This is a genomic window from Methylosinus trichosporium OB3b (genome assembly GCF_002752655.1).
GTDB classification, from domain to species: domain Bacteria; phylum Pseudomonadota; class Alphaproteobacteria; order Rhizobiales; family Beijerinckiaceae; genus Methylosinus; species Methylosinus trichosporium.
The window spans coordinates 3,129,333-3,152,532 of the sequence record NZ_CP023737.1 but is presented as its reverse complement, the minus strand read 5'-3'; the positions used below and the strand labels follow the sequence as shown (position 1 = coordinate 3,152,532).

Genomic DNA, 23,200 nt, shown 5'->3' with positions numbered 1-23,200 from the left:
CATGTCGCGCCGCCTCCCCGTCACCTCGAGCGAGCGCAGCCGCCTCCACCCCTTCGTCATCGCGACGGGCGACGCCTCGCCGCGCGATCAGCGCGATCTCATGGAGCGGCCGTTCTTCTCGCTCGCCAAGACGAAGCGCACGACGCCGATCCTCTACGAGGCGGCCGGCGCGCGCGTGGAAGTCTTCGCCATGCCCGAGCATGGCATGGCGACCATCTGGGACGCCGACGTGCTGATCTGGGCGGCGAGCCAGATCGTCGAGGCCGAGAACCAGGGGCTCACGACCTCCCGGTTTCTTCGCTTCACGCCCTATCAGCTCCTCAAGTCCGTCGGACGCGCGACCGGCGCCCGCGATTACAAGCTGCTGAAAGGCGCGCTCACCCGCCTGCAATCGACGGCCATCTGCACCACCATTCGCAACGGCGAGCATTGGCGCCGCAGCCAGTTTTCCTGGATCAACGAATGGGAGGAGTGCGTGACGCGCGACGGCCGCGTCGAAGGCATGGAATTCGTTCTCCCGGAATGGTTCTACCGTGGCGTCGTCGACCGCTCGCTGGTGCTCGCCATCGATCCTGCCTATTTCCGGCTGACGGGCGGCGTCGAGCGCTGGCTCTATCGCGTCGCCCGCAAGCACGCCGGCCGCCAGAAGCGGGGCTGGATCTTCGACATCCCGCATCTGCATCAAAAATCCGGCAGCCTCGCGAGGCTCAGGGATTTCGCGATCGACATCCGGCTCATCGTGTGCCGGCAGTCGCTGCCCGGCTATCGCCTGCGGATCGAGCACGAGGGCCGGCGCGAACTGCTGCACATCCTGCCGATCGACTTATCCACAGCTCTTGTGGATAAACCTGTGGAAACACTCGGGACTTCGGGCGCGCTTGGTATCGGGATTTCGGGCGCGGCCCTATCGGGACTTCGGGCGCGCCGACGGCAGCTAACCCTCTGGCCTGAAGAAGAAATCTCGGCTCTTAACTTAGAGTCTAACAGAGACTCTAACTTTTGTTTGCGCCCGGCGAATGTGGAAAACTCATCGGAGCGTTCCCGCACACCGAAACTTCCGTCTGAAAAGACTACATCTGATACGACTTTCCGTAAATCCGGCTTTACGGACGATGCGACTTTCGAGGCGCCTGTTCCCTTCGGCGAGAGGGAAGGAGGCGCGTCATGATCGTCGCGCTACTCAACCAAAAGGGCGGTGTCGGCAAGACGACGCTCGCTCTGCATCTCGCCGGCGAGTGGGCTCGGCAAGGAAAGCGCGTCACGCTGATTGACGCCGACCCTCAGGGCTCGGCGCTGGACTGGTCACAGCAGCGAGCGCGCGAGAACCTCTCACGGCTGTTCACGGTCATCGGCCTGCCGCGCGACACGCTCCACCGCGAGGCGCCCGAGCTGGCGCGCGGCGTCGACCATCTCGTCATCGATGGTCCGCCGCGCGTCGCCGGCCTGATGCGATCGGCGCTGCTCGCCGCCGATCTGGCGCTGATCCCGGTGCAGCCGTCGCCCTTCGACGGCTGGGCGTCGGCCGAGATGCTGGGCCTGCTCGGCGAGGCGCGCATCTATCGTCCCCAGCTCGCCGCCCGCTTCGTCCTGAATCGCTACGCCGCGCGCACCGTCATCGCGCGCGAGACGGTCGAGACGCTCGCCGATCACGATCCGCCGGCGCTCTCCGCCACCATTGGTCAGCGCATCGCCTTCGCCGACGCCGCGCAGACCGGCCGCCTCGTCTCAGAGCTCGCCGACGACACGCCGGCGGCGCGCGAGATCGTCGCGCTCGCCGCCGAGGTCGGAAGGATCGCGCCATGACAATCTTTGCCGATGTGGAGGACGATCGCTCGTCGTTCGACGACGGAGGCGCCGCATGAACGAGCGCCCTGCAAAGCGCGGCTTCGCCGCGCGTCCCGGCGACGCCGAGGGCTGGATCAGATCGGCCGACGCTCCCGCACGGCGCGCGAACGACGCCGGCGGATTCACCGCACGCCTGACGATCGACGTCACGCTGGCGCTGCGCGGCCGCATCAAGGTCGCCGCTTTTCGGCGCGGCGTCACCGTCGCCGACATGCTGCGCGACCTGTTCACGCGCGAATTTCCCGACGATCCCGGAGAGACATCATGAACGACAACGAGCCGCAATCCGCTCGCGTCGAAGCGCCGCCGCATCACGGCGTCGCACCTCTCACCCATGTCGAGCTGACCTGGATCGAGAAGAAGATCGAGTTTCGGATTCGCTTCGGCAATCGCGCGGCGCACAAGATACTCGACCGCCGCCGCCGCATCGCCAGCTTCGCTCCCGGCAGCATCTTCTGCTTCGTCCGATGGGCGTCGAACGACTATGGCACGGTGATTTCACGGATGGACATTGTCCGCGCCGTCGGAGCCGGCGAGCGCTATCAGACGCTGCCCTTCGTGCGGCCCGGCGGCGAGATCCTGCTCCGCGTCGACGCCTGGCCGAGGGTCGAGCGAGCGCTTCAGGCGATCGACGCCATAGAGGCGATCGGCGTCGATCCCGCCGACGCGTCGCCCGACTATTGGCGGCATTTGCACAACCGTCTCGCCGTCGGCGACGAGCCGCGCGCCTACACGCGCGCGCAGCATGACGCGTGGCTGAAGCGCCGGAGCGTCGCGCCATGATCCGCCTCGGCTATGTCACGGCGACGCTCTCCTCCGTGCTGCTGATCGGCGGCCACTACTTCGTTCCCGTCACCCCACGGCTCGTCTGGAACGCCACGGCGAGCACGCCGACCGGGCTCTATGAGCTTCGACCGGCCGATCGTCTTCACGCCCTGCAACTGGTCGCCGCCCAGCCACCGGTACCTATCGCGCGCTTTCTCGCCGATGGAGGCTTCCTGCCAAACGGCGTGCTGCTTCTGAAGCATGTCTTGGCGCTCCCCGAACAGACCGTGTGCCGCGTCGGCGCCCTCGTCTCGATCGATGGCGTCGACGTCGGCGAAGCGAAAGATCGCGATCGCCTCGGTCGTCCGCTGCCGAGCTGGACCGGCTGCCGGACGCTTCGGCCCGACGAGGTCTTCCTCATGAATCCGACCGTCCAGGACAGCCTCGACGGCCGCTACTTCGGTCCATTCCCCGTCACGTCGATCGTCGCCCGCGCGGTTCCGATCTGGACCGACGAAGAAGGCGACGGCCGTTTCGTCTGGCGCGCCGCCGTCGACTGACGCCCGCGCGACTCTTCCAATCAAGGAGAATCCGATGACGCAGATCGGTCGATTCACTCGCACCAAAACGGGATATTCGGGCGCCATCCGCACGCTGTCGCTCGACGCCCAGATCGTTCTCGTTCCCTCCGACCACGGCGGCGCGGAGAACGCGCCCGACTATCGAATCTTGCTCGGCGATGACGAAGGACAGGAGATCGGAGCGGCGTGGAAGCGCATCGGCGAGAAGGCCGGCGACTACGTCTCGTTGCTCCTCGACGAACCTGCCCTGACGCAGCCGATCCGCGCCAATCTGTTCCAATCGAGCGAAGACAAGGCGAGCTGGATTCTGCACTGGACCCGACTCCAGAAGCGCAACGAGCGGGACTGACAATATGCGTGCCGCATTCCCGATCATGCGCAAACGGGTCCGCTCAAACCGTCCTGGCGGGCGCGCGCGACTCACGCTCCTTTTTCTTGTCGGCCTCGACCCGGCCTGCGCATCGGACGGAGTCCTGCCCGCAAAGGCAACGCCGATCGAGTGCCCGACGGGCGGCGATCGCTACGCCGTCCATATCGCAGAGGCGGCGCGGCGCTTCGGCATTCCCCCGACATGGATCCGTGCCGTGATGCAGATCGAAAGCCGCGCCCGACGAGACATAGTCTCGCTCAAAGGCGCAACGGGACTCATGCAGATCATGCCCGACACCTGGTCGGAGCTGCGCGCCCGCTACGCTCTTGCCGGCGATCCCTTCGACCCGAGCGACAACATCATCGCAGGCGCGGCGTACCTGCGCGAGCTGCACGATCGCTACGGCTCGCCGGGCTTCCTCGCGGCCTATAATGCGGGACCGCGCCGCTATGAGGATTATCTCGACGGGCGCCGTTCATTGCCATCCGAGACTGTCGCCTATGTCGCGACACTCCTCCCTCTTATCGAAGGAAGCGACAGCGCTCGATCGGCCAGTCACACGTTCTCTGGTCTTTCCCCGTGGACGAAGGCGCCGCTATTCGTCGGGAAGAACGACAGCACACGCACCGCCAATCCTTCAGCGGCAATTCGGACCGCGACCGACACGACGGCTGTCGCCGCCACGCGCGATCTGTCCGCCATCGCGCCTCGCTCCGACGGCCTGTTCGTCGCGCTCTCGCCGACGGAGCACGCGCAATGAACCAACATCGCGGTTACGGTCGGACCGCCGACATTCGCGCGCTGAGGGACCTCTGCACCGCCATTTCCGCAACGCGGAACGCGTTTGGGAGCATTGTGAGCCTCGTTGGCGACCACTTCGCATTCCAGCGTTTCCGAGCGCAATATGGCGAAGAGAAAGCGGCGGAAGGCAATTTAGCGCAGAACACGACCGGACTACTGCCCACGTAATTGGGCTTGCGGCGGAGGTTGTGGAATTCGCCGGGAAGAAGAAGGCGGCTGTCCTCCGCGATAACGGCGTAAAATCGGGGTCGGTTGAGCGCCCCAAACGCCGACGGAGGACAGCCATGGAGTATTTTGCCGGATTGGACGTATCGATGGAAGAGACTTCGATCTGCGTCATCGATCAGGAAGGAAAATTCGTGCTCGAAACCAAGGTCGAGACCGACCCGGACGCGATTTTCGCGGCGCTTCGACCCTACGCCGAACGCCTGCGGCGCGTCGGCCACGAGGCGGGCTCTTTTTCTCCGTGGCTGCAAGTGGAGCTGCAGCAGCGTGGACTGCCGATGGTGTGCCTCGAGGCCTATCATGCGCGCTCCGCGCTCTCGGCCATGCGCAACAAGACGGATCGCACCGACGCGCAGGGGATCGCCCATATCGTGCGCACCGGCTGGTTCAAGCAGGTCCATGTCAAGAGCGAGGACAGCTACCGGCTGCGGCTCCTGCTGACGCACCGGCGCAACTTGAAGCGCAAGTTTCTCGACATTGAAAACGCCATCCGCCACTCGATCAAGACCTTCGGCCTGAAGCTCGGCGCCGTCAGCCGAGGGCAATTCGAAGAGCGCGTGCGCGAGCTCGTCGCGCAGGATTCGCTGATCGCCGGCGTCGTCGATTGCATGCTGCGGGCGCGCGCGGCGCTGTGGCAGGAATATCTTCGGCTGCACAAGCTCGTCGTGGCGGTCGTGAGCAAGGACGAGGTCTGCCGGCGGTTCATGGGGATACCTGGCGTCGGGCCGATCAGCGCTCTGGCGTTCAAGACGTCGGTCGACGATCCGGGCCGGTTCCGCCGCTCGAAGACCGTCGGCGCCTATCTCGGGCTGACGGCGCGACGGTGGCAATCGGGAACGTCGATCGACGTTTCCGGCCACATCTCCAAGGCCGGAGACGGCGAGGTTCGGCACCCGCTCTATGAAGCGGCGAATATCATGTTGACGCGCTTCAAGGGCTTCAGCAGCCTCAAGGCCTGGGGCCTGAAGATCGCCAAGAAGCGCGGCCACAAGCGCGCTTGCGTGGCGGTCGCGCGGAAGCTTTCGGTGATCATGCACGCGATGTGGCGCGACGGTTCGACCTTCCGGTTCAAGGCGGCGGAGACGCAGGAGAAGCCGCAAGGCAAGCGCGCGCCGAAGCTGCTCGCCGCCACCGCGTAAAGACGAAAATCGACGCGCCGACGGCGCGCGCACGACGCTTCGAATGTGAGGAATCCGCGCGAGCGGAGAACGGTTCTGATGCAGACCAAGGGCGGCGGGAAGCACGATATCTTGCCTGTGGCGCGCTCGCGCGACCACGCTCTAGTGCTTGTGGTTGATGCCCCGCGATCCCGATGCGGACATGTGCCGCGGCGCTTCATTGACGCCGCAGAGCACGGAGGAGTGCATGGCGCCTCAGAGCTGCGTTCGACACCGGAGGGTTCCTGACCTGTCGAGGCCGATCGATTACGCCGTCGACCGACAAAGCGCGCCTTTGCGCGCGAGACCACGCTTGCCTACGATTGACCGATGGAGGAAGATATGGGGACGAAAGGCTCGGGACGTCGCCCAATTAGGAGGGCGAGATAAAAGCGCCTGCCACGTCGGCAGACAAGTCGCGGGCGCGACTCGTCTTTCGCCTGGCAGGCCGGTCGGTCATTGGCAGGTTTCGGCAAATTCTCGTGAAATCACAACGCGTCGACCTGCACACAACGTTCTCGCAGCTGCCGATCGCCTCGCCGAGGCGAACCGATGAGCCGGGAGGAGAACGATTTTCGCGTCCGTCCGGGACGGGTCCGCACGACCCGGGCGCCGAAGCCGAAGAGCTTCGTCGCCGAGGTTCTGAAAGCCGCACGCAAAGCCGGACCTGCGACGCCGCATGGCGGCAGGCGTTCGGCTGCCACTGGCGGCTCCGGCTTCGGGCGTGGGCGCGCCGCCTTCGGCCGCGCCCGCCTCTTCGATCCGGGCCGCCGCGTCGTCGTCAAGGCGCGCGTCGTCCGCCACAGGGGCCGAAGCTTTCGATCGGCGCCGCTGTCCGCGCATTTTGCTTATCTGAAGCGCGAGGGCGTCAGCCGCGACGGAGAGAAGGGCGTGATGTTCGATGCCGCGAACGATCACGCCGACGATCGGGCCCTCGCCGAACGATGCGACTGCGACCGGCATCATTTCCGCTTCATCGTCTCGCCCGAGGACGCCGGCGAGATGACCGACCTCAAAGCGTTCACTCGCGATCTCGCCGGCCGGATGGAGGCCGATCTCGGAACAAAGCTCGACTGGGTCGCCGTCGATCATTGGAACACCGACAACCCGCATGTCCATCTGCTGGTGCGCGGCGTCGACGAGACCCGCGCCGATCTCGTCATCGCCCGTGACTATATCAGCCACGGCCTGCGCTCGCGCGCGGAAGACCTCGTGTCCATCGAGCTCGGCCCACGCCCCGAACATGCGATCCGCTCGGCGCTCGAGCGCGAGGTCGACGCCGATCGCTGGACACGGCTGGACGCCGCCATCCGCTTCGCCGCCGACGAGACGGGTCTGGTCGACCTGCGCCCAGCGCATCCTGGTCCCGACGATCCTGAATTGCGCCGCCTGATGGTCGGCCGCGTCCAGAAGCTCGAGCGAATGGGACTCGCCGCCTCCGCCGGTCCCGGCCGATGGATGATCGGCCTGGAGGCGGAGCGCACGCTGCGCGATCTCGGAATGCGCGGCGACATCATCAAGACCATGCACCGCGCCTTCACCGAGCGCGGCCAGGACCGCAGCGTCGGCGACTTTGTCGTCGACGCGGGGCCGACAGAATCGGCCATCATCGGGAGGCTCGTCGACAAGGGACTGCACGACGAGCTGAGTGGAGAAGCCTATGCCGTGATAGACGGAACCGACGGCCACGCCCATCATGTCCGCATTCACGGCGTCGAGGCGTTCGAACATGCTCCGCCGATTGGGGGCGTCGTCGAGGTGCGGCGCTTCGGCCGCTCCGATGATCCGCGGCCGACGCTCATCTTGGCGACGCGCTCGGACTTCGATCTCGACCAGCAGATCGGCGCGTCGGGGGCGACCTGGCTCGATCACCGTCTCGTCGAGCGCACGCCGACGCCGCTCGCCATGGGCGGCTTCGGCGGCGAGGTCCGCGAGGCGATGAAAGCGCGCGCCGAGCATCTCATCGCAGAAGGACTGGCTCAACGCCGAAGCGGGCAGGTCATTTTCCAGCGCGACATGCTTGCGACGCTGCGCGGCCGCGAGCTGAACGACGCCACCGAAAAGCTCTCGGCCGAGACCGGCCTTCCGCACAACCAGGTCGCCGCCGGCAATCAGGTCTCTGGCATCTATCGTCAGCGCCTCGTGCTCGCCTCCGGGCGCTTCGCCATGATCGACGACGGTCTCGGCTTCCAGCTCGTGCCCTGGTCGCCGACGCTCGAGAAAAAGCTCGGCCAGCATGTCGCCGGGACAGCGCGAGACGATGGCGGCATCGAATGGAGCATCGGCCGAAAACGAGGATTGGGCCTATGACGATCGGTGAATCTCGATCGCCGGTTCACGCGCCAGTATTTTTTCGTCTCGGTTCACCACGCTACGATCGCTACGCGAACACGCTTGAACCCGCTCAAACCGCGTCTTTGTCTCGACGTCTCGCTCGATTCGAACGGAGGCGCCCGTGTCCGCTACCAGGATTCTCTGGGGCCAGATCCTCGTCGTATCGGTCATCGTGCTGACGACAATGTGGGCGGCAACCGAATGGACCGCCTGGCGCCTCGGCTTCCAGCCGCAGCTCGGATATCCCTGGTTCGAGCTCGCCCACTTCCCCTTCTATCCGCCGCCGGCCTTCTTCTGGTGGTGGTACGCCTTCGACGCCTATGCGCCCGAGATCTTCGTCGAAGGCGGCTATATCGCGGCGTCCGCTGGACCACTGTCCATCGCTGCGGCGATCGCCATGTCGATCTGGCGCGCCCGCGAGGCCGATGATGCGGAGACCTATGGATCCGCGCGCTGGGCACGGCCCGACGAGATTAAGGCCGCCGGCCTGCTCGGCCCCGACGGAGTCGTGCTCGGCCGGCATGAGACCTCATATCTGCGGCATGACGGACCAGAGCATGTTTTCTGCTTCGCCCCGACCCGATCAGGAAAGGGCGTGGGGCTGGTCGTGCCGACGCTGCTCACATGGCCGGGCTCGGCCATCGTCCACGACATCAAAGGCGAGAACTGGCAACTCACCGCCGGATTTCGCGCGCGGCACGGCCGCGCCCTGCTGTTCGATCCGACCAACGGCGACTCGGCCGCCTATAATCCGCTGCTCGAAGTGCGCAGGGGCGAGTGGGAAGTCCGCGACGTGCAGAATGTCGCCGACGTGCTGGTCGATCCGGAAGGATCGCTCGAGCGTCGGAACCATTGGGAGAAGACCAGCCACTCCCTGCTGGTCGGCGCCATTCTCCATGTCCTCTACGCCGAAGCCGACAAAACGCTCGCCGGCGTCGCCGCCTTCTTGTCCGATCCGAACCGGCCGATCGAGACGACCTTGCGGGCGATGATGACGACCCAGCACCTCGGCGAGGCGGGCCCGCATCCCGTCGTCGCCTCCGCCGCACGCGAGCTCCTCAACAAATCCGACAATGAGCGTTCGGGCGTTCTCAGCACCGCCATGTCGTTCCTCGGACTGTACCGCGATCCGGTCGTGGCGAGAGTGACCCGGCAATGCGACTGGCGGATCGCCGATCTCGTCTCCGGCGCGCGTCCAGCCACGCTCTACCTCGTGGTGCCGCCCTCCGACATCAGCCGAACCAAGCCGCTGATCCGACTCGTGCTCAATCAGATCGGGCGACGCCTGACCGAGGAATTGCGCCCGACGGGACGCCGTCACCGCATGCTGCTGATGCTCGACGAATTCCCCGCGCTCGGACGGCTCGATTTCTTCGAGAGCGCGCTGGCTTTTATGGCGGGCTATGGCATCAAGAGCTTCCTGATCGCGCAATCGCTGAACCAGATCGAGAAGGCCTATGGGGCGAACAACTCCATCCTCGACAATTGCCAGGTGCGTGTGTCCTTCGCCACCAATGACGAGCGCACCGCGAAGCGGGTGAGCGACGCGCTCGGCGCCGCAACCGAGATGAAGGCGATGAAAAACTATGCCGGGCATCGGCTTTCGCCCTGGCTCGGTCATTTGATGGTGTCGCGCTCCGAGACCGCGCGCCCGCTCCTCACCCCCGGCGAGATCATGCAGCTTCCGCCATCCGACGAGATCGTCATGATGTCGGGCCTGCATCCGGTCCGCGCGAAGAAGGCGCGCTATTACGAGGACCGCCGCTTCGCCGAGCGGATTCTGCCGCCGCCGAAAGAAGCATCCCACGCGCCCCGGCCGGATGACTGGTCGGCCCTGCCGATTCCGGCGCCCTCCGCAGACCTGGTCATGCGATCGACAACCGAGGACGCGGCCAATGGCGGGTTGCGACGCGAGCCGGAACTGCCCGACCATGTCGCGATCGTAAAGGAGACGACGCCCTCGCGTCGGGACAGAAACGAATTCTCCATCGTCGACGACACGCCGGCGCAGGCCGCGCGCCAGCAAGAAATCATCCGCCAGCGCATGGGCGGCCTCGCGCGCCAGGGCGCGATGGACCCCGCCGATGGCCTCGATCTCTAGGAATCCAGATGCGCGACCGCCTCAATGTCTCGCTCCCCGTGGAGATGATCGCGAGGATCAACGAGCTCGCCGCGCAAAAGCGCCTCACGCGCTCTGCTATTGTCGAGGCTGCGGTCGCGTCATTTCTGTCGCCCGACGGCGCAGACCGAATGGAGGCCGCCTTCACGCGGCGGCTGGATCGGCTGACACGTCAGGTTCAACGCCTCGAACGCAACAGCGGACTCACGACCGAAGCGCTCGCGCTGTTCGTTCGCTTCTGGTTGACCGTCACGCCGCCCTTGCCGCCGGAGGCGCAATCGAGCGCCCAGGTGAAAGGGCGCGAACGCTACGAGGGCTTCATCGAGGCGCTGGGGCGGCGACTCAATCAGGGACGGACCTTATTGGACGAGATTCCGAGAGACATGTTCCGCGGAAACCAAGCAGACGAGAACGTCACCGACTCGCACGAATAGAAAGCAAGCATTTTTCGTCAGGCCACGACGGGCCGCAAAAAAAGGCGCTAATGTGATCGGGGCGAGGGATCAGCGGACAACACCAGGACCGGCAGGCGCTTTGCGGCCACCAGAGGCCGAAGACATGACCGCGCTCGCGGGCCGCAGCAGCGCTTTCAAAGCCGCCTCGACGCGAAGGCGGCGTCCAGACATGATATCGCCCTGCCAATCAACAAACGCGCCGGATTGCCAATTTGCGCTAAATCATTAAAATGACAAAGTCTATCGATTTACTCAGATATCGCCGCGCCAGCGCCCACGAAGCAGGCTTCCGCGAGAACCTCACCCCTGGCTCATCGCTACGGAGAAACGGCCTGCGCCGCTGAGAGTCACATCCCATGACCGGGGAGACATGTGCTTGACAGATTCACACTTCATTCCAGATCATGAGGGCGAAATTGGCGATGACAAATCCGGAGTCGGCTCGGTGGGAGCGGCGCACGGGCTGATGCTCGCCGTTGCCGGAGATACGGCTTCCAACTCGTGGTTCGAGCAGCATGAAGGGCCGACGCTCCTGGTTGCGGCAGCGATCTACGCTGGCTGGCTATTGCTGCTCGCTTCTCATGAGTACGTTCCTTGGTGGATCACGGCTCCGCTGGCGGGTTACGTCGTGCAATGGCATTCCTCTTTGCAGCACGAGGCGATTCACGGCATGCGGGGGATACCGAAGTGGCTGCGTCGCGCGGTCGTCTGGGCGCCGATCGGTGTGTGGCATCCTTTCGAACTCTATCGGAGGTCACATTCGCAACACCATCGCAACCGCCATATCACCTATCCAGGGGAGGATCCAGAATCTTACTATAACAACGAGGAGGACTGGAATAAGCATGGCGATCTGTGGAGGCGCCTTCTCACAGTCAACCAGACATTCTTGGGAAGGCTGTTTATCGGTCCTTTCCTGCAAGCACCGCGCCTTTTCATTGCGGAAGTCGGCAAAATGATCGCCGGCGACACTGCAAATGCCGGCATCTGGTTTCGCCACTGCATCGGTTTAGCCTCGATGCTGCTGCTCGTGACGCGAGTCTTCGAGATGTCCGTTTTGTCGTACCTCGTAGAGTTCATCTATAGTGGTTTTGTTTTTGGCATGATGCGCAGCTTCACCGAGCACCGCTGGGGCGAACGGCCGGGCGAACGCACTGCGGTGGTCGAATCGAACTGGGTGTTCGGTCTTCTGTTTCTATGGAACAACCTCCACGCCGTTCACCATCTGTTTCCGACGCTGTCATGGTGGAAACTGCCTCGTGTCTGGCGCCGGCATCGTGAGCGCATTCAAATGCACAACGGCGGCTTCGTGTTTCGAGGTTATGGTGAGATCGCACGGCAATGGCTTACCACGCCGAATTTCACTCCGATCCATCCGCCTGGCCTCACCAGCAAGAATTCGTCTGATGCGGCTGTGCTCGAACCCGGTTTTGCAACGCAGCCGCGCATCACGTTGGATACCCATGCGACGTGATACAGCACGTCCATCGCGGCGGACGGCCAGCCTGCCGATGTACTGTCTTCCCGAGATGGCCGCCGCCAATGCCGCCCTGTGGACGGCCTTGCAGCTCGGGCTTCGCGCCAAGGGCGTCGAAACCGCCGACATCGAGTTGTATGGCGGATGTGCGGCTCCGGAGGGCGTCGGGCCGGGGGTATTCTTTACCCAGATGTGCGGCTATCCGCTGTTCAAGCATTACCGCGATAAAGGACGCGTTCTCGGAACGCCGCATTACTCGATCCCTGGATGCGTGGGATCCACTCATCGTGCCTTCTTCATGGTCAGGAGCGATGATCCCGCCGAATGCCTGGAAGATATGCGCGGGCGGATATTCGGGTGCAACAGCTTGCTATCGAACTCGGGAATGAACTTGCCGCGACTGTCGCTCGCGCGGATCGCTGGCGGAAAGCCCTTCTTTTCCTCCGTCGTCATGACCGGTGGACATGTCGCGAGTCTCGAATGCCTCGACGAGAGCAGCATCGACATCTGCTCGATCGACAGCGTGACCTGGGGATTTTTCAAGAAAATCCGCCCCGTCGACTCCGAACGATACCGGATACTCGACGAGACCATATCCAGCCCGTCATTGCCATATGTGACTTCAGCGGACACGAGCGAATCCGATGCGGCGGCTATTGCCGCGACATTGCATGAGATTATGGACGATCCACAGACGGCCGACATACGCGGAGCGTTGGAGCTCGCTGGCCTTTCCACGCCCGATGTCGACGCCTACGAACGTTTGATGGAATTCGAGCGCGAAGCCGCCGATCTCGGTTTTCCCGAGATAAAATAAGCAAGAGTAGCCGAATTTGAGCGAAGATCTTGCGCGCTCGAAGCATGGCCATTTTCGCTCCCCTCCTGCATCAGGCCGGCGAAAATCGCTCGCTGAAGATGCGGTCGTGCGGAACGCCTCCCGCGAGCGCGACAGTCTCCGTCGCTTCGATGAGCGCCGACGGTCCGCAGACATAAATGTCGGGACGCGTGGAGCTGTCGGCGAGCGCGGCGGCGAGCGCTTCCGCCGGCGTTCCGGCGAAGCCCGACCAATCCGGCCCGGGCCTCCAGACACAGAGCGTTGCGCCGAAATCGGGCAGCGACGTCGACAGCTCTTCCACCACATCGGTCGCGAACAATTCGTCCTGCGTGTTGACTCCGAAAAACAGGCGCGCATCGCGCGCATCGCCGAGTTCGGCCATTTGACGCAGCATGGACAATATCGGTGCGACCCCCGTGCCGCCGGCGACGAACCAACGCGGCGCCTGGCTGGCCTCGTCGACGACGAAGCTGCCTTGCGGGCCTCTGACGCAAAGCGCGTCGCCGATTTCGGCCCGGCCCCGGAGATAGGCCGAGAATGCCCCCTGCGGATGCAGCCGAATCGAGAACTCCAGCGTTCCCTCCCAATTGGGCGTATTGGCGAGCGAATAAGCGCGGGTGATCGACGTTCCCGGAAGCGTGAGCTCCATGAATTGCCCGGGAATGAATTCCGCCGCGCGTCCATGCGTGGGGTCGTCCTCATACCGAAGAACGAGCCGGACGGTGCCGGTGCCGGCGGGCGCGATGTCGGTGATGCGGGCGCTGCGCTCGGGAACGCGAGAAAAACCGATGGCGGCTTTGTCGAACGGCGCCGTCAGCTCGAGATCGCTATGCGCCTCGGCGCGACACAACAGAATGTCGCCCGCGGCGCGGTCGGCGTCGGAGAGCGCCGACCGGCTGTAAGGCCCGAGCGCCACGACGCCCGCTTTGCGCGTCACGCGGCAGGTTCCACAGCCGCCTTCGCGGCAGGCGGCGGGTAGAAAAATATTCGCCTTCGCCGCGGCGTCGAGCAGCGTGTCGGAGGAATCGGCGTCGAAAGTAAGCGACGCGCCATCGCGCGTGACGAGATTGACCTTGAACATGCGGGAAAATCCGATGTGGGAATGAGGCTTCGCCCGGGCATCTCGTGACGCCCGGGCGCGAGGCTGCGCTCGAACGTCACGCGGCCCGCGCGAGCGAAGCTTCGATGTCGGCCTTGGCGTCCGTGATCGGCAGCACGCCGAATTTTTCGACCAGCACATCGATCAGCGCCGGCGTCAGAAAGGCCGGCAGCGTCGGGCCGAGCCGAACATTGCGCACCCCCAGCGCCAGCAGGGTCAGCAGCACGGCGGCGGCTTTCTGCTCGAACCAGGAAACGATCAACGACAATGGCAATTCGTTCACGCCCACGCCGAAAGCCTCGGCGAGCTTGGTCGCGACGACGAGAGCCGAATAGGCGTCGTTGCACTGGCCCATGTCGAGGAGGCGGGGCAAGCCGCCGATCGTTCCGAAGTCATATCGATTGAAGCGATATTTGCCGCAGCCGAGTGTCAACACCACCGTGTCCTGCGGCGCATGCTCGGCGAAGTCGGTATAATAGTTTCGTCCCGGCGCCGCGCCGTCGCAGCCGCCGACCAGGAAGAAGTGGCGGATCGCCCCCGCCTTCACCGCCTCGATCACCTTGTCGGCGACGCCGAGCACCGTGTCGCGGCCAAATCCAATGGTGACGGTCTCCTCGGCCGCATCCTCCGCGAAACCCGGCAGAGCGGCGGCCGCTTGCGCGACGATGGAGAAATCGCCGTTCTCGATATGCCGAATTCCCGGCCAGCCGACCGGCCCGGCGGTGAAGATGCGGCCGCGATAGCGCGGCTGCGGCTCGATCAGACAGTTGGAGGTCATGACGATCGGACCGGGAAACTCGGCGAACTCCCTTTGTTGATCCTGCCAGGCGCCGCCGTAATTGCCGGCGAGATGCGGATAAGCCTTGAGCTTGGGATAGGAGTGCGCGGGGAGCAATTCGCCATGCGTGTAGACGTCGATTCCCTTGTCCTTGGTGGCTTCGAGAATGGCGCAGAGATCCTTCATATCGTGACCGGAAACGAGCACCGCCTTTCCCTTTCTGGGCGTCACGCGGACCCGCGTCGGCTCGGGCGTTCCGAAATTGCCGGTGTTGGCGGCATCGAGCGCCTCCATGGCGAGGAAATTGGCGCGGCCGAGCGCCAGAGCTTCTTCGAGCAGCGGGCCGATTTCCTCGGAGCCGCCGGCGAGGAGATCGAGCGCATGCTCGACCGCTTCGTAGATCGCGTCCCGCTCCTCGCCGAGCACCTCGGCGTGATGCGCGTAAGCGCAGACGCCCTTCAGTCCATAAAGGACCAACGATCGAAGCCCGACGACATCCGCGCCGAGCACAACCGCGTCCTTTTTCACGGACGCCACGGCCGCCTGGGTGAGGAGCCCATCGAGTTCGGCTGCGGGAATGAAAGCGGCCGCGCCCGCGAGGGCTTCGGGCGCCTTTCCCGCGCTTGCCGCAGCCGCTTCGTAGAGCGCCTGGACGCGCTTCTTGATTTCGCCTGCCTGTTGGATCAGGAGCACAAATTTTGATGCATTGAAATTGACGTTGGTCAGCGTGGTGAAGAATGCATAGAGCACGAAGCGGTCGGCCTGGACGTCCGTCGCGCCGAGCGCGCGGGCGCGATGCAGATATTGGCCGATCCCCTCGCAGACATGCAGCAGCACGTCCTGCAAATCCGAAGTCGCGGCGTCCTTGCCACACATGCCCTTCGACCCGGCGCAGCCCGCGCCCTCGTCCGAACGATAGGTCTGCTCGCATTGATAACAGAACATCTGCGCCTCCTCCGGCCTTTCGATGCTGATCGAGCGCTCCGAGGTCCGGGCGCTAAATCAGCAGATGAAATACCTATTAATCGGCGCGCACGTCAAGAAGCCTTCCAAAGAGCCTCGCCGCCCTTCGAGACGCCAGCCGATCCTATTCGGCGAGTTTTGGAATTGACGCAGCTTCCGTCTTTTCAAGGCAGTCGCTGATGGTGAAGCGATCGAGCTCGCGCAGAAAGCCCTGCTGCGCGTTCGCCAGCATGCCTTTCAGCCGGCAGCGCGGCAAAAGCGCGCAGTCATTCCATCCGTCGCGAAAGCAGTCGACCAGCGCCTGTTCCTTGTCGAGGCTGCGCACGACGTCGCCGACGCGAATGTCGCGCGGGTCCTTGGCAAGACGAACGCCGCCCTGTGCGCCGCGGATTCCCTCGACATAGCCGGAGGCGGCGAGCTCTTGCAGCACTTTCGCCATGTGATGCCGCGACACGCTGAAATAGTCGGCGATCGCCGCCGCGCTCAACACCTCGTCCTTCCGGCTGGCCAGAAGGATCAATGCCCGCAGGCCGAAGTCCGTGAAGGTCGTAAGTTTCATGGAACGGATTTTAACACGGTATCAGAAATTCGTAAATTCGCGCAGCGGCGCGCCAAAATCGAGGCCACGCCCAAGAGTGGAATGCGTTCAACGCTCTCCAGTTCGCCGTCGCCGCTTCAAAGCGATCAGCCTATGCGGGCCCATAAGGCCGAGCTTCGCGAAAGAATAGGTCGAGATGGAGCCGCACTCCAGTGAGATCGATGCTGACCGACGGAAGGGGCGTCGCACGGAGAGAGCTGCCAGATCGCGAATACGAGCAAGTATTTTTTCGCTGAGCTACGACTGGCTGCTACGACGACCGGACGCTTATTGATTGCGCCTGTTCTTTGCCTTTTCTAATCATCCCCGCGGTGGATCGCTTCGCGCGATCGACTGAAGCGGAGGCGGATTTGGCGGCTTCTCTTCTCCATTCGCAGGCCCACGCCCGCGGCGCACGCATGCTGCGCACCGCCCTCGGATCGGCCGTCGCGAGCTTTCTCGAAGATCCGACTGTCGTCGAGGTGATGCTCAATCCAGATGGCCGCCTCTGGATCGACAGATTGTCAACCGGTCTCGAGGACAGTGGCGGCAAAATGTCGGCGGCCGATGGCGAACGCATCGTACGGCTCGTCGCCCATCATGTCGGCGCCGAAGTGCATCCTGGATCGCCGCGCGTCTCGGCGGAACTGCCCGAGACGGGGGAGAGATTCGAAGGACTTCTTCCTCCCGTCGTGGCGGCGCCCGCCTTCGCGATTCGTAAGCCTGCCGTCGCGGTGTTCACGCTCGACGACTACGCCCGCGCGGGCGTGATGACAGCCGGGCAGGCCGATGCGTTGCGAAAGGCCGTGGCAGATCGCAAGAACATTCTCGTCGTCGGCGGCACATCGACCGGCAAGACAACGCTCGCCAACGCGCTGCTCGCCGAAATCGCGCACACGTCCGACCGCATCGTGCTGATCGAGGATACGCGCGAGCTGCAATGCCGCGCGCCGAACCTCGTCGCTCTGCGCACGAAAGACGGCGTCGTCTCCCTTTCGGACCTCGTACGCTCATCGCTTCGACTGCGGCCCGATCGCATCCCGATCGGCGAGGTGCGCGGCGCGGAAGCCCTCGACCTGCTGAAGGCCTGGGGCACCGGACATCCCGGCGGCATCGCCACCATTCACGCCGGCGCGGCGCTCGGGGCGCTGCGCCGTCTCGAGCAGCTCATTCAGGAAGCCGTGATCACCGTGCCGCGCGCGCTGATCGCCGAGACCATCGATGTCATCGCCGTTCTGCAGGGTCGCGGCGGCGAGCGGCGCCTCGCCGAGCTCGCGACCGTCGACGGCCTCGATCCATCCACCGGCGATTACCGAGTCCTTTCGATCGCCGCAAATGTCGCAGGAGACCAATCATGACGCCCCTTGCTCCGAATAGCCGATTTGGCCGACGCATCGCCATTCTCGCCGCCATCGTCGTCTACGAGGCGATTTATTCTTCTTCGGCCCGAGCCTCCGGCTCTTCCATGCCGTGGGAGACGCCGCTCAACCAAATTCTCGAATCCATCCAGGGCCCGGTCGCCAAAATCATCTCCGTGATCATCATCACGGTCACCGGCCTCACGCTCGCCTTCGGCGACACGTCGGGCGGTTTCCGCCGGCTGATCCAGATCGTCTTCGGCCTCTCGATCGCTTTCGCCGCCAGCTCCTTCTTCCTCTCCTTCTTCTCCTTCTCCGGCGGAGCGCTGATCTGATGAGCGGGTTCAACAGCGCCGAGGATGTGCCCGGCTTCTTCGTCCCCGTGCATCGGGCGCTGACCGATCCGATCCTGCTCGGCGGCGCGCCGCGGGCGGTTGCGATCGCCAATGGCACGCTCGCCGCGGCCATCGCGCTCGGCCTTCGCCTCTGGATTCCCGGCGCTCTGTTCTGGGCCGTCAGCCACAGCGCCGCGGTCTGGGCCGCGAAGCGCGATCCGCAATTCATCGAGGTCGTGCGCCGCCACCTGCGCTATCCCGCTTTTTTCGGCGTGTGAGGCCGCGATGCTGAACCTCGCCGAATATCGCGGCCGACCGACGAGCCTCGCCGATTTCCTGCCCTGGGCCGCCCTCGTCGCCGAAGGCGTCGTCCTCAACAAGGACGGCTCGTTTCAGCGCACAGCGCGCTTCCGCGGACCGGATCTCGACAGCGCGACGCCGGCCGAGCTCGTCGGCGTGGCCGCCCGCCTCAACAATGTGCTGCGCCGCCTCGGCTCCGGCTGGGCGATTTTTGTCGAAGCCGATCGCCTGCCGGCGCGGCATTATCCGCACGACCGCTTTCCCGACGCGGCCTCGGCGCTCGTCGACCTCGAGCGACAAAACGCCTTCGAAGAGGCCGGCGTGCATTTCGAGAGCCGGTATTTCCTGACGCTCCTCTGGCTACCGCCGGAAGAGGACGCGTCACGCGCCGAGAATTGGCTCTATGAAGGTCGCGCGCAAGATGGCGTCGACCCTTGGGAGCTGCTGCGGGAGTTCATCGATCGCGCCAATCGTGTGCTGCAATTGGTCGAGAGCTTCATGCCCGAGGCCGAATGGCTCGACGACGGCGAGACGCTGACCTTCCTGCATTCGACGATCTCGACGCGCCGTCAGCGCGTTCGTGTCCCAGAAACGCCGATGCATCTCGACGCTCTGCTCGCCGACCAGCCGCTCACCGGCGGGCTGGAGCCGCGGCTCGGAAACGCGCATCTGCGCATTCTGACCATCGTCGGCTTTCCGACCGTGACCCATCCCGGCATTCTCGACGAGCTCAATCGTCTCGCCTTCCCCTATCGCTGGTCGACGCGCGCCATCCTCCTCGACAAAACGGAAGCCGTCCGGCTGCTGACCAAGATCCGCCGGCAGTGGTTCGCCAAGCGCAAATCCGTCGCCGCCATCATCAAGGAGGTGATGACCAATGAGGCTTCGACCCTCGTCGACTCCGACGCGGCGAACAAGGCCGCCGACGCCGATGTCGCGCTGCAAGAGCTCGGCGCGGATGACGTCGGCGAAGCCTATGTCACCGCTACCGTCGCCGTCTGGGACGAAGACGCGGCGATCGCGACCGAAAGGCTCCGCCTCGTCGAGAAGGCGATCCAGGGCCGCGACTTCAGCTGCATCGCCGAAGGCGTGAATGCGGTCGAAGCCTGGCTCGGCTCTCTTCCCGGTCACGCCTACGCCAATATCCGCCAGCCGCCGATCTCGACGCTCAATCTCGCCCATATGATTCCGCTCTCCGCCATCTGGGCGGGAGCAGACCAAGACGAGCATCTTCGCGCCTCTCCCTTGCTCTTCGGCAAGACCGAGGGGTCGACGCCGTTCCGCTTCTCGCTGCATATCGGCGACGTCGGCCATACGCTGATCGTCGGCCCGACCGGCGCCGGCAAATCCGTGCTGCTGTCGCTGATGGCGATGCAGTTTCGCCGCTATGCGCGCGCGCAGATCTTCGCCTTCGATTTCGGCGGCTCGATCCGCGCGGCGGCGCTCTCCTGCGGCGGCGATTGGCACGATCTCGGCGGCGGCCTGTCTGCGGCCTCCGAGGACAGCCTGTCGCTGCAGGCGCTCGCCCGCATCGACGACGCGGCCGAGCGCGCATGGGCGGCCGAATGGGTAACCGCGATCCTCGCCAAGGAAGGCGCCGCCATCGACCCGACGGCGAAAGAGCATGTCTGGTCGGCGCTCACCTCGCTCGCCTCTTCGCCGCCCGGTGAACGCACACTCACCGGCCTCGCCGTCCTGCTCCAATCGACGGCCCTGAAGCAGGCGCTTCAGCCCTATTGCGTCGGCGGTCCCTTCGGCCGGCTGCTCGACGCCGAAGAGGAGCGCCTCGGCTATTCCAATTTCCAGGCCTTCGAGACGGAAGGCCTCATCGGCGCAGGCGCCGCCACGGCCGTGCTCACCTATCTTTTTCATCGCCTCGAACAGCGCCTGGATGGACGGCCGACCTTGCTCGTCATCGACGAAGGCTGGCTCGTCCTCGACGATCCCGCCTTCGCGCGCCAGCTGCGCGAATGGCTCAAGACCCTGCGGAAGAAGAACGCCTCTGTAGTCTTTGCTACCCAGTCGCTCTCCGACATCGACAACAGCCCGATAGCGCCGGCGATCGTCGAGAGCTGTCCGACCCGCATCTTCCTTCCGAATGAACGCGCGATCGAGCCGCAGATCACCGCGATCTATCGCCGCTTCGGGCTCAATGATCGCCAGATCGAGATCATCGCCAGCGCGACGCCCAAGCGCGACTATTACTGTCAATCGCGACGCGGCAATCGCCTCTTCGAATTGGGGCTCGGACCGATCGGCCTCGCCTTCTGCGCCGCCTCCTCCAAGATCGATCACGCCGCGATCGAGCGCATCCTCGCCGAGCACGGGCCGGATGGATTCCTGCGCGCCTGGTTGATCGAGCGTGGACTCGAATGGGCGGCCGACCTCATCCCCGACCTCACCAATCTGGAGTTCTCCTGATGGCTGCTCGTTTTCATCGTCGCGCGGCGCTGTTCGGCGCTGCGGCTCTTTGCTTCTCGCTCGTCGCCGACTCCGCGCTCGCGCAGATCGTCGTCTATGACCCGAGCAATTTCTCGCAGAACGTGCTCACCGCCGCGCGCGAGCTGCAGCAGGTCAACAATCAGATCCAGAGCCTCGCCAATGAGGCTCAAATGCTGACCAATCAGGCGCGCAATCTCGCCAGCCTGCCGCTCTCGACGCTGAGCCAGCTCCAGATCACCATCCAAAAGACGCAGTCGCTGCTCGCGCAGGCGCAGCACATCGCCTTCGATGTCCAGCAGATCGAATCCGCCTTCGCGACGGCCTATGGTTCGGCGTCGACCAGCGCCTCCAGTTCTGGATTGATGGCCACGGCGCAGACCCGCTGGCGCAATTCCGTCGCGGCCTTCGAGGATTCCTTGAAGGTCCAGGCCGGCGTCGTCGGCAATATTTCCAGCAACGGCTCCGCCATGTCGTCGCTGACCTCCGCCAGCCAGACGGCGACCGGCGCGCTCCAGGCGGCGCAGGCCGGCAATCAGCTGCTCGCGCTGCAATCGCAGCAGCTCTCCGATCTCGTCGCCGTGGTCGCGGCGAAGAGCCGCGCCGATGCGCTCGAACAATCGCGCATCACGGCCGCCGAGTCGCAAGGGCAGGAGCAATATCGGCGTTTTTCGACGCGCTCCGGCTATCAGCCGGGCAATGTCACCATGTTCCACGGCAATTGAGGCGCGGCCATGGAACGATGGGACATGTGGCGCGCCGGCGCGATCCTCATTCTGATCGCCACATTGATCGCGACGATCTCCGCGATCGATCTCGATGCGCCTGCGCCAGTCGTCCGTGACACCGGCGTCGCCTTTGTCAATGAACCAGACATTCTTTCCGCGGAGCTGCGCCGCTGCGGCGCGCTCGCGCTCCAGGATGCCGAAGACCAGCGCTGCGAGGCGGTCTGGACGGAGAACCGCCGCCGCTTCTTCGGCAGGCCGGCGCGGCCGACGCCTCCCACGGCCGCGCCGGCCGCAGCTACATCGAAAGGCGCCGCGCGATGAACAATGTCGGCGTCATCGATACATTCCTCAACACTTTCACCACCTATATCGATTCCGGCTTCGGCCTGCTGAAGGGCGAGGTCGCCTATCTCTCCTCCACGCTGATCGCGATCGACATCACGCTCGCCGGCCTGTTCTGGGCCTGGGGCGCCGACGAGGACGTGATCCAGAGGCTCGTGAGGAAGACGCTCTACATCGGCTTCTTCGCTTTCCTGATCACCAACTTCAACAAGCTCTCGGGAATCGTCTTCAATAGTTTCGCTGGCGTCGGCCTCGAGGCCGGTGGCTCTTCGGTGTCGACCGCCGATTTCCTGCGGCCCGGCCGTCTCGCCCAGGTCGGTCTCGACGCCGGCCAGCCACTGATCGACGCGGCGAGTCAGATGATGGGCTTTGCGTCCTTCTTCGCCAATTTCGTTCAGATCGCCGTGCTGATAATTTCCTGGCTGCTGATCATCATCGCCTTCTTCATTCTCTCCGTGCAGCTCTTCGTTACGCTGATCGAGTTCAAGCTGACGACGCTCGCCGGCTTCGTGCTCATTCCCTTCGCGCTCTTCAACAAGACCGCCTTTCTCGCCGAGAAGGTGCTCGGCAATATCGTGGCGTCGGGCGTGAAGGTGATGACGCTCGCCGTCATCGTCGGCGTCGGCTCGGGTCTCTTCTCACAATTCACGACGAGCTACGGCGGCGAGCAGCCGACGATCGAGCAGACGCTCTCCGTCGTGCTCGCCGCGCTCGCCATGCTCGGTCTCGGCATATTCGGTCCCGGCATCGCCACCGGCCTCGTCTCCGGCGCGCCGCAGCTCGGCGCCGGCGCAGCGGTCGGAACCGGCGTCGCCGTCGCAGGCGCAGGAATGCTCGGAGGCGCGGCGCTCGGCCTCGCCGGAAGGGGAGCAACGGCCGCCGCCTCGGGAGCCGCCGCCACCGCGCGCGGCGGCGCGAGGCTCGCCGGCGGAGCGGCGTCGGCCTATGCGCTCGGCTCGGCCGGGGAGTCCGGGCCTTCGGCTGTCGCCGCAGGGCTCGCCGGCGTCGGCAAGGCGGCGGGCGCCGTCGCAGCGGCTCCCTTCCGGCGCGCGGCCGCTCGCGCGACGAATTCCTTGGCCGAGAACTATTCCGCCGGCGCCCGCGCCGCCTTCACGGCGACCGGCGGCTCGGCGACCACAGGCGCAGGTGGTGACGGAGCAATCAGCGCTCCGCCCGGGAATGCGCCGCCCGCCTGGGCGCGGCGCATGAAGCGCAATCAGCTCGCAAGCCACGGCGCGACGACCGCCGCGCATGTCATTCAGTCCGGCGACAGCCACGGCGGCGGCCATTCCGTCGATCTCTCACAAGAGGAATAGA

The 23,200-nt window shown here is 64.8% G+C and carries 23 protein-coding genes; 20 read left to right on the top strand and 3 right to left on the bottom strand.

Annotated elements, in window-relative coordinates:
* Position 1 precedes the first annotated feature (1 nt).
* The 13 genes from CQW49_RS15095 to CQW49_RS15030 all read left to right on the top strand — a co-directional run bounded on the left by CQW49_RS15095 (position 2) and on the right by CQW49_RS15030 (position 12,946).
* Positions 2-1,168, top strand: a complete 1,167-nt coding sequence (locus CQW49_RS15095; protein ID WP_003611822.1) for a replication initiator protein A — start codon at positions 2-4, stop codon at positions 1,166-1,168.
* Complete coding sequence (parA, locus tag CQW49_RS15090; protein ID WP_003611823.1) at positions 1,165-1,803, top strand: ParA family partition ATPase; 639 nt, start codon at positions 1,165-1,167, stop codon at positions 1,801-1,803. The genes CQW49_RS15095 and parA overlap by 4 nt, the downstream gene beginning before the upstream one ends.
* 55 nt (positions 1,804-1,858) lie before the next feature.
* On the top strand, positions 1,859-2,113 hold the full coding sequence (locus tag CQW49_RS15085; protein ID WP_003611826.1) for a hypothetical protein: 255 nt from the start codon (positions 1,859-1,861) through the stop codon (positions 2,111-2,113).
* A complete protein-coding gene (locus tag CQW49_RS15080; RefSeq protein ID WP_003611828.1) occupies positions 2,110-2,628 on the top strand; it encodes a DUF2840 domain-containing protein in 519 nt (172 codons plus the stop codon). Before CQW49_RS15085 ends, CQW49_RS15080 begins: the two co-directional genes overlap by 4 nt.
* Positions 2,625-3,170, top strand: coding sequence for a S26 family signal peptidase (locus CQW49_RS15075; RefSeq protein ID WP_003611831.1), 546 nt, complete (start codon positions 2,625-2,627; stop codon positions 3,168-3,170). Before CQW49_RS15080 ends, CQW49_RS15075 begins: the two co-directional genes overlap by 4 nt.
* A gap of 34 nt (positions 3,171-3,204) precedes the next feature.
* The gene (locus CQW49_RS15070) at positions 3,205-3,540 is read left to right on the top strand and encodes a DUF736 domain-containing protein (protein WP_003611832.1); all 336 of its coding nucleotides are present in this window, start codon (positions 3,205-3,207) and stop codon (positions 3,538-3,540) included.
* 238 nt (positions 3,541-3,778) lie between these two features.
* Complete coding sequence (locus CQW49_RS15065; RefSeq protein ID WP_244441366.1) at positions 3,779-4,321, top strand: lytic transglycosylase domain-containing protein; 543 nt, start codon at positions 3,779-3,781, stop codon at positions 4,319-4,321.
* 325 nt (positions 4,322-4,646) lie between these two features.
* Entirely contained in the window at positions 4,647-5,726 is a 1,080-nt protein-coding gene (locus CQW49_RS15055; protein WP_003611835.1) for an IS110 family RNA-guided transposase, read from the top strand.
* 570 nt (positions 5,727-6,296) lie between these two features.
* A complete protein-coding gene (locus tag CQW49_RS15050; RefSeq protein ID WP_003611836.1) occupies positions 6,297-8,054 on the top strand; it encodes a relaxase/mobilization nuclease domain-containing protein in 1,758 nt (585 codons plus the stop codon).
* 145 nt (positions 8,055-8,199) lie between these two features.
* A complete protein-coding gene (locus tag CQW49_RS15045; protein ID WP_003611837.1) occupies positions 8,200-10,179 on the top strand; it encodes a conjugal transfer protein TraG in 1,980 nt (659 codons plus the stop codon).
* A gap of 8 nt (positions 10,180-10,187) precedes the next feature.
* Positions 10,188-10,631, top strand: coding sequence for a ribbon-helix-helix domain-containing protein (locus CQW49_RS15040; protein ID WP_003611838.1), 444 nt, complete (start codon positions 10,188-10,190; stop codon positions 10,629-10,631).
* Between the two features lie 397 nt (positions 10,632-11,028).
* A complete protein-coding gene (locus CQW49_RS15035) occupies positions 11,029-12,126 on the top strand; it encodes a fatty acid desaturase (protein ID WP_099831896.1) in 1,098 nt (365 codons plus the stop codon).
* Positions 12,116-12,946, top strand: a complete 831-nt coding sequence (locus CQW49_RS15030) for a phosphate/phosphite/phosphonate ABC transporter substrate-binding protein (RefSeq protein ID WP_244441292.1) — start codon at positions 12,116-12,118, stop codon at positions 12,944-12,946. Before CQW49_RS15035 ends, CQW49_RS15030 begins: the two co-directional genes overlap by 11 nt.
* 70 nt (positions 12,947-13,016) lie before the next feature.
* On the opposite strand, the gene CQW49_RS15025 is transcribed toward CQW49_RS15030, so the two are convergent.
* From CQW49_RS15025 to CQW49_RS15015, 3 genes are all read right to left on the bottom strand, one after another.
* Entirely contained in the window at positions 13,017-14,045 is a 1,029-nt protein-coding gene (locus tag CQW49_RS15025; protein WP_003611841.1) for a 2Fe-2S iron-sulfur cluster-binding protein, read from the bottom strand.
* A gap of 76 nt (positions 14,046-14,121) precedes the next feature.
* Entirely contained in the window at positions 14,122-15,786 is a 1,665-nt protein-coding gene (gene hcp / locus CQW49_RS15020; protein ID WP_003611843.1) for a hydroxylamine reductase, read from the bottom strand.
* A gap of 142 nt (positions 15,787-15,928) precedes the next feature.
* Positions 15,929-16,363: an Rrf2 family transcriptional regulator gene (locus CQW49_RS15015; protein WP_003611845.1), complete on the bottom strand. Its 435-nt coding sequence runs from the start codon at positions 16,361-16,363 to the stop codon at positions 15,929-15,931.
* 389 nt (positions 16,364-16,752) lie between these two features.
* On the opposite strand from CQW49_RS15015, the gene trbB reads away from it, so the two are divergent.
* The 7 genes from trbB to trbL are packed head-to-tail and all read left to right on the top strand — an operon-like array spanning position 16,753 to position 23,199.
* Positions 16,753-17,739 (top strand): P-type conjugative transfer ATPase TrbB, encoded by a 987-nt coding sequence (trbB, locus tag CQW49_RS15010; RefSeq protein WP_003611846.1) that lies wholly within the window; start codon positions 16,753-16,755, stop codon positions 17,737-17,739.
* The gene (locus CQW49_RS15005) at positions 17,736-18,074 is read left to right on the top strand and encodes a TrbC/VirB2 family type IV secretion system protein (RefSeq protein ID WP_003611847.1); all 339 of its coding nucleotides are present in this window, start codon (positions 17,736-17,738) and stop codon (positions 18,072-18,074) included. Before trbB ends, CQW49_RS15005 begins: the two co-directional genes overlap by 4 nt.
* Complete coding sequence (locus CQW49_RS15000; protein ID WP_003611848.1) at positions 18,074-18,352, top strand: VirB3 family type IV secretion system protein; 279 nt, start codon at positions 18,074-18,076, stop codon at positions 18,350-18,352. The genes CQW49_RS15005 and CQW49_RS15000 overlap by 1 nt, the downstream gene beginning before the upstream one ends.
* Before the next feature lie 7 nt (positions 18,353-18,359).
* Positions 18,360-20,795 (top strand): conjugal transfer protein TrbE, encoded by a 2,436-nt coding sequence (trbE, locus tag CQW49_RS14995; protein WP_003611849.1) that lies wholly within the window; start codon positions 18,360-18,362, stop codon positions 20,793-20,795.
* Positions 20,795-21,538 (top strand): P-type conjugative transfer protein TrbJ, encoded by a 744-nt coding sequence (gene trbJ / locus CQW49_RS14990; protein WP_003611850.1) that lies wholly within the window; start codon positions 20,795-20,797, stop codon positions 21,536-21,538. The genes trbE and trbJ overlap by 1 nt, the downstream gene beginning before the upstream one ends.
* A gap of 9 nt (positions 21,539-21,547) precedes the next feature.
* Positions 21,548-21,862 (top strand): putative entry exclusion protein TrbK-alt, encoded by a 315-nt coding sequence (gene trbK-alt / locus CQW49_RS14985; protein WP_003611851.1) that lies wholly within the window; start codon positions 21,548-21,550, stop codon positions 21,860-21,862.
* Positions 21,859-23,199: a P-type conjugative transfer protein TrbL gene (gene trbL, locus CQW49_RS14980; RefSeq protein WP_065083637.1), complete on the top strand. Its 1,341-nt coding sequence runs from the start codon at positions 21,859-21,861 to the stop codon at positions 23,197-23,199. The genes trbK-alt and trbL overlap by 4 nt, the downstream gene beginning before the upstream one ends.
* Position 23,200: the final 1 nt, after the last annotated feature.